This is a genomic window from Lysinibacillus sp., assembly GCF_032093475.1.
In the GTDB taxonomy this organism is placed as follows: Bacteria; Bacillota; Bacilli; order Bacillales_A; family Planococcaceae; genus Lysinibacillus; species Lysinibacillus irui.
This window is the reverse complement of sequence record NZ_DAMDAY010000150.1, coordinates 1-6,798: the sequence shown is the minus strand read 5'-3', so window position 1 is coordinate 6,798 and position 6,798 is coordinate 1. Positions and strand designations below refer to the sequence as shown.

5 protein-coding genes and 1 pseudogene are annotated in these 6,798 nt (G+C 39.8%); all 6 read left to right on the top strand.

From position 1 onward, the window contains the following. A pseudogene (locus tag RT445_RS21410) lies at positions 1-67 on the top strand (acetolactate synthase small subunit); the annotation flags it as partial. 68 nt (positions 68-135) lie between these two features. Next, positions 136-1,170, top strand: coding sequence for a ketol-acid reductoisomerase (gene ilvC, locus RT445_RS21405; protein WP_313471518.1), 1,035 nt, complete (start codon positions 136-138; stop codon positions 1,168-1,170). Beyond that, positions 1,166-2,692, top strand: a complete 1,527-nt coding sequence (locus RT445_RS21400; RefSeq protein ID WP_313471521.1) for a 2-isopropylmalate synthase — start codon at positions 1,166-1,168, stop codon at positions 2,690-2,692. The genes ilvC and RT445_RS21400 overlap by 5 nt, the downstream gene beginning before the upstream one ends. Before the next feature lie 183 nt (positions 2,693-2,875). Further along, positions 2,876-3,976 (top strand): 3-isopropylmalate dehydrogenase, encoded by a 1,101-nt coding sequence (leuB, locus tag RT445_RS21395; protein ID WP_274793507.1) that lies wholly within the window; start codon positions 2,876-2,878, stop codon positions 3,974-3,976. A 17-nt stretch (positions 3,977-3,993) separates the two neighbouring features. Further along, positions 3,994-5,403, top strand: a complete 1,410-nt coding sequence (leuC, locus tag RT445_RS21390; RefSeq protein WP_274793505.1) for a 3-isopropylmalate dehydratase large subunit — start codon at positions 3,994-3,996, stop codon at positions 5,401-5,403. A 31-nt stretch (positions 5,404-5,434) separates the two neighbouring features. Continuing rightward, on the top strand, positions 5,435-6,025 hold the full coding sequence (leuD, locus tag RT445_RS21385) for a 3-isopropylmalate dehydratase small subunit (RefSeq protein WP_274793504.1): 591 nt from the start codon (positions 5,435-5,437) through the stop codon (positions 6,023-6,025). Positions 6,026-6,798 lie beyond the last annotated feature (773 nt).

The window sequence follows — 6,798 nt, the reverse complement described above, 5'->3', positions numbered from 1 at the left end:
AGGGGCCACTGCTTCTGTTCGTGAAACACAAAAAATCTCAAATCCACAGCTCTCTATTTTAAAATAGTTTGCATATAAATTTAACAAGCTTTATGGAGCTAAAAAAACAAACCAAATTCTAGGAGGAAATGAACTATGGCTACTATGTATTATGAACAAAATATCAACGAGGACGTACTAAAAGGAAAGAAAATCGCAATCATCGGTTATGGCTCACAAGGACACGCACATGCATTAAACCTTAAGGAATCAGGCTTTGATGTAGTAGTAGGGGTTCGCCCAGGTGGATCTTTCGATGCTGCAAAAGCAGATGGTATTGATGTAAAAACGGTGGCGGAGGCTGCACAAGAAGCAGATGTTATCCAAATTTTATTACCAGATGAGCGTCAAAAAGCAGTTTATGAAGCAGAAATTGCACCACATCTACAAGCTGGCAAAGCTTTAATGTTTGCGCACGGCTTCAACATTCACTTTGGTCAAATTACACCACCAGCAGATGTTGACGTATTTTTAGTAGCACCAAAAGGCCCAGGACATTTAGTGCGTCGTCAATTCCAAGAAGGAGCTGGCGTACCAGGTTTATTCGCTATCCATCAAGACGCGACAGGTCAAGCAAAAGATTTAGCACTTGCTTATGGTAAAGGAATTGGTGCCGCACGTGGTAGACTTCTTGAAACATCATTCAAAGAAGAGACAGAGACAGATTTATTCGGTGAACAAGCAGTTCTTTGTGGTGGTGCAACACAACTTGTAAGAGCAGGATTTGAAACGCTAGTAGAAGCTGGCTACCAACCGGAATTAGCATACTTTGAAACACTTCACGAGCTTAAATTAATTGTTGACCTTATGTTTGAAGGCGGTATGGCAACAATGCGTTACTCGGTGTCAGATACAGCTGAGTGGGGAGATTATGTGGCGGGACCACGCATTATCGATGAGTCAGTAAAAGCACGAATGAAAGATGTGTTAACAGATATTCAAGATGGTACATTTGCTCGTCGTTGGATTCAAGAAAATGAAAATGGTCGCCCAGAATATACAAAATTCAAAGAGGCTGGTGCAAACCATCAAATTGAAGAAGTGGGTGCAAAATTACGTGCTATGATGCCATTCATTAATGAAGGTAAAGAAAAAGTTGTGAGAGAAGTGGCTACAAGTACGAAAAATTGATATTTTCGATACGACGCTTCGCGATGGTGAACAATCTGCTGGGATCAACTTAAATACGGCCGAGAAGATTGAAATTGCCAAACAGTTAGAGCGCCTTGGAGTGACAATTATTGAAGCAGGGTTTCCTGCTTCGTCACCCGGTGACTTTGATGCCGTCCATCGCATTGCAGGAACCGTAAAAAAATCTATTATCACAGGTCTAGCTCGCTGTATCCAAAAGGATATCGATACGACTTGGGAAGCAATTAAAGTAGCAGAGCAACCACATATTCATGTTTTTCTAGCAACCTCACCCATTCATATGGAATATAAGTTAAAAAAATCCCCAGATCAAGTGATCGAGCAAGCGGTTGCGGCAGTTAAATATGCAAAAAAATTCTTTCCTCTTGTGCAATGGTCTGCCGAGGATGCATTCCGTTCGGATCGTGAATTTTTAGTACGAATTATGAATGAAGTGGTTGCTGCTGGTGCTTCAACGATTAATGTTCCTGACACTGTAGGCTATGCTTCCCCTCAGGAATATGGCGCATTATTTAAATTCCTACTGGAAAATGTAAAAGGTGCTGACAAAGTAAAATTCTCTGCCCATTGTCATGATGACCTTGGGATGGCCACAGCCAATACGATTGCTGCCATCGAAAATGGTGCCGCGCAAGTAGAGGGAACCATCAATGGTATTGGCGAACGTGCAGGGAATGTAGCACTAGAAGAAATTGCGGTGGCACTGCATATTCGCAAAGATTTTTACCAAGTGGAAACTGGCATACAGCTGCAAGAGATTAAACGCACGTCTCAATTAGTCAGTAAATTGACAAACGTTGTGATTCAGCCTAATAAAGCAATTGTTGGAAAGAATGCATTTGCGCATGAATCAGGTATCCATCAAGATGGCGTCTTGAAAAATCCGGAAACCTACGAAATTATCTCACCTGCCCTAATCGGTGAGGGTGAAATACCATTAGTACTTGGGAAACATTCTGGGCGTGCTGCCTTCCGTGATCGTGCTGAAACAATGGGCTTCAACCTTTCCGATGAAAAGCTGAACAAAGCGTTTGTGGAATTTAAAAAACTAGCTGATCGGAAAAAAGAGATTACAGAAGAGGATTTACTAACTCTTCTCACAGAACAACAGGTTCAAATAGAGGATGTACCACTCTTTGATTTGAAGATGGTACAAGTGCAATATGGAACAGAAAATATTCCTACTGCTACAGCCATTGTCCTAACACCAGAGGGGCTAGAGAAAACGGTTGTTGCGACTGGCTCTGGTTCTGTGGAGGCCATTTTTAATACGCTGGAGCAGCTTGTACCTGGAGCTGTTCAGGTGCTTGATTACCGTGTGTCATCTGTAGGGAAGGGCCGAGATGCACTTGGTGAAGCGGTTATTAATATTCGTTATGATAATGTATCGACAACAGGCCGCAATTCTTCACAAGATGTTTTAGAAGCTTCGGCTAAAGCTTATTTAAATGCCATTAACCGTCATTTAATACAAGCAAGTCTTCGCGCACAGCCTGTATAGGTTGTAAAGGTAGTGAATTGTGTGATGTACCATTCACGCGTCGGATGCAATGATGTCATGGCGTATTGTATCTTTCAAAAAAAATTACGCTTAGTCGTAATGAATACGCTCATCTAAATAGTAGGTAGGTGAGCGTTCTTACTAAATTAGCGAATGCGCTAAAAAAAGAAAGGTGTTTTGACGATGGAGAAAAAAATTACAGTCCTTCCTGGTGACGGGATTGGGCCAGAGGTTGTTGCTTCTGCTGTACGTGTACTACAAGTGATTGGTAAACGATTTAATCATACATTTCATTTAGGATATGCAACAATTGGGGGTGCTGCCATTGATCAGCACAACAATCCATTACCAGAAGAAACAATCGAGATGTGTGAAAATAGCGATGCGATTCTATTAGGAGCTGTTGGTGGACCAAAATGGGATCAAAACCCACCTGAATTACGCCCAGAAAAAGGGTTATTGCGTATTCGCAAACACTTCGATTTATTTGCAAATCTACGTCCAGTAAAGGCGTTCCCGAGTTTACTAGATGCTTCACCATTAAAACGTGAAGTAGCTGAAAACGTTGATTTAATGATTGTTCGTGAACTAACAGGCGGCGTATACTTCGGGGAACCACGTATGCGTACTGAAAATGGCGCAATTGATACAACTGTTTATTCAAAAGCAGAGGTGGAGCGTATCGTTGAAAATGCCTTTGAGCTAGCACGTTTACGTGGAGGCAAATTATGCTCTGTTGATAAGGCGAATGTTCTTGAAACAAGTCGCTTATGGCGTGAAGTCGTAGAAGCAAAGAAAAAAGACTATCCAGATGTCATCGTAGAACATAATCTAGTCGACTCTGTTGCGATGAAACTAATTACAAATCCTGGTCACTATGATGTAGTAGTCACTGAAAATATGTTTGGTGATATTTTAAGTGATGAAGCGTCAGTTATTACTGGTTCTTTGGGCGTCCTTCCATCGGCATCTATTCGTGGTGATAATTTTGGCTTATATGAACCTGTACATGGATCAGCTCCGGAAATTGCAGGGCAAGGAGTAGCAAACCCTGCGGCAACAATTCTATCTGTTGCGATGATGCTACAATATTCCTTTGGCCTGAAAGAAGAGGCGGCAGAAATTGAGCGTGCTGTTAGTGCAGTATTTGATGATGGTTACTTTACAGCAGATCTTGCTCGTGACGGCAGCCGCATTTTATCAACAAATGAATGGACAGATAAAGTGATTAACGAAATTGATACTAGTTTTGTTTCACAAAGTATTATGACAACATATATTTAAAGAAATAGGTGAAGACAATGGGTAAAAATATAATTGAAAAGATTTGGGATAAACATGTAGTTTATCAGGAAGAGGGCAAACCGGACCTGTTATATATTGATCTTCATTTAATTCATGAAGTAACATCTCCGCAAGCTTTTGAAGGTCTACGTTTGAACGGACGCAAAGTGCGTCGTCCTGATTTAAGCTTTGCGACAATGGATCATAACGTACCAACGAAAAATTTACCGACAATTCATGATCCTATTGCACGCAACCAAATCGAAACATTGGCTAAAAATGCAAAAGAGTTTGGTGTTGAGCTAGCAGGAATGGGTCATCCTGACCAAGGGATTGTACACGTTATTGGGCCAGAGCTGGGATTAACACAACCAGGGAAAACTATCGTTTGTGGCGATTCTCATACATCAACTCACGGTGCCTTTGGTGCGATTGCTTTCGGGATTGGTACATCAGAGGTTGAGCATGTCTTATCAACACAAACTTTATGGCAAAATAAGCCGAAAACGATGGAAATTCGTGTTGAAGGGGAGCTACCAGTTGGGGTAGCTGCAAAGGATATTATTTTAGCCATTATTGCAAAGTTTGGTATTGGTGTTGGCACTGGGCATATTGTGGAATTCACTGGAGAGGCTATCCATAAATTGTCTATGGAAGAACGGATGACAATCTGTAATATGTCGATTGAGGCAGGAGCGAAAGCTGGGCTGATTTCACCTGATCAAACAACAGTGGATTATATTCGTGGTCGCAAATATGCGCCACAAGGTGAAAAATTGGAGGAAGCAGCCGCTTATTGGTTAAGTTTGGCTTCCGATGAGGATGCTACGTACGACACAGTTCGTATCATAAATGCAGAAGAAATCGAACCAATCATTACATGGGGCACAAATCCATCGATGGGTACGGGTGTTTCTGGTCATGTTCCAACACAAGCAGATTATGAGGATGAATCTGATAAGGCAGCTCTTCAAAAAGCTTTAGCCTATATGGGCTTAGAGGAAGGGCAACCTTTAACATCTATTGATATTCAGCATGTCTTTATTGGCTCCTGTACAAACTCACGCATTAGTGATTTACGCGCAGCTGCTAGTGTCATTCAGGGACGTAAGGTGCATGATAATGTAACAGCAATTGTTGTGCCGGGTTCACATACGACGAAGAAGCAAGCAGAGGAAGAGGGCTTGGATAAAATCTTTATCGAGGCAGGCTTTGAATGGAGAGAGTCAGGTTGCTCCATGTGCCTAGCGATGAATGATGATGTTGTACCAGCTGGTGAACGCTGTGCCTCTACATCCAATCGCAACTTTGAAGGACGTCAGGGAGCGGGTTCTCGTACACATTTAGTATCACCACCGATGGCAGCTGCAGCTGCGATTGCAGGTCATTTTGTGGATGTACGTGAATTTGTGAAGGAAACTGTGTAAGTCTTGCTTTACACGGAAGGGATGATTAAAAATGGAACCAATTAATATCGTTAATAGTGTCATCACACCACTTGATCGTAAAAATGTTGATACAGATCAAATTATTTCAAAAGAATTTCTTAAACGTATTGAGCGCACAGGATTTGGACAATTTTTATTTTATCACTGGCGTTACGATGCACAAGACAATGAGATCAAAGACTTTGTTTTAAATAAACCTGAATTTAAAGAATCCAAAATTTTAGTGGCGCAAGATAATTTTGGCTGCGGTTCATCCCGCGAACACGCACCATGGGCCATCTTAGATTATGGCTTTAACGTGGTGATTGCCCCTTCTTTCGCAGATATCTTCCATAATAACTGCTTTAAAAATGGCATTCTACCTATTAAGTTAACAGAAGCAGAATGTGATGAAATTCTGGCTAAGGGATTAGCAAAGCCATATACAATGGAAGTAAATCTTGCTGAGCAAACAGTGACAGGTGAAGATGGTAAAGTTTATCATTTCACAATTGATCCGTACTATAAGGAAACATTACTAAATGGTTGGGATGAAATTGCTTTAACCTTTAAATACGAAGAACATATTGCTGCCTATGAGGCAAAGCGGGTAGCATTCTAAGCAAAAGTGGCTGGATAAATCCTAGCTATAAACTAAAAAGCCAGTGAAATTTTACGATTAATAAAATTTCGTTGGCTTTTAAAATTTTTTCAATAAGAAAGTCTTCTGATACATTAACTCATCAAAAATATATTAATTAGTTTTGCTTTATATAAAAGTAAAGTTACAGAAAGAATGTATTGCCTTCTATGTTCACCATTTCAAAGCTATTCTGTAGAAACTTTCGATTCGACAGTTGAAGAAAAAGCATATTCAGTTATTACTCATTCTAACTGGAAGACATAGTGTTAGGAGAATCAGTGAATTGAAAAGATGGTATACGTTATTTAAGCTTCAGGATAATAATGCTGAAGGAGTATGTAAGGCTTTTTCCTGATGAAAGTGCTATGGTTATCGGTTCTAACTGCAAAGCAATGGGATTATTTTTTAGAAACGATATAAAACGTGCTATTGTATAAAATACAATATTTAATAGTAGGGAGATAGAAAAGAAAGTTTTTAACTAATTTCATGTTGACTATTTTGTTAATATAATATATTATTGATTTCTATCGTGAAATATCGATAGATGTTAATAAGTATTAATCACAGGTGTTAACATAAAAATATTTTGATATATTGTGAAACATCATTTAGCGAATAAAATATTTTGAATTAGTTGTTGACAAACACGAAAATGTTTTGATATAATAAAATTCCTGTCGCTGTATGGCAGTATAAAATGAACCTTGAAAACTGAACAAGCAAAACGTAATCAATAAAGTTTTAAGTAA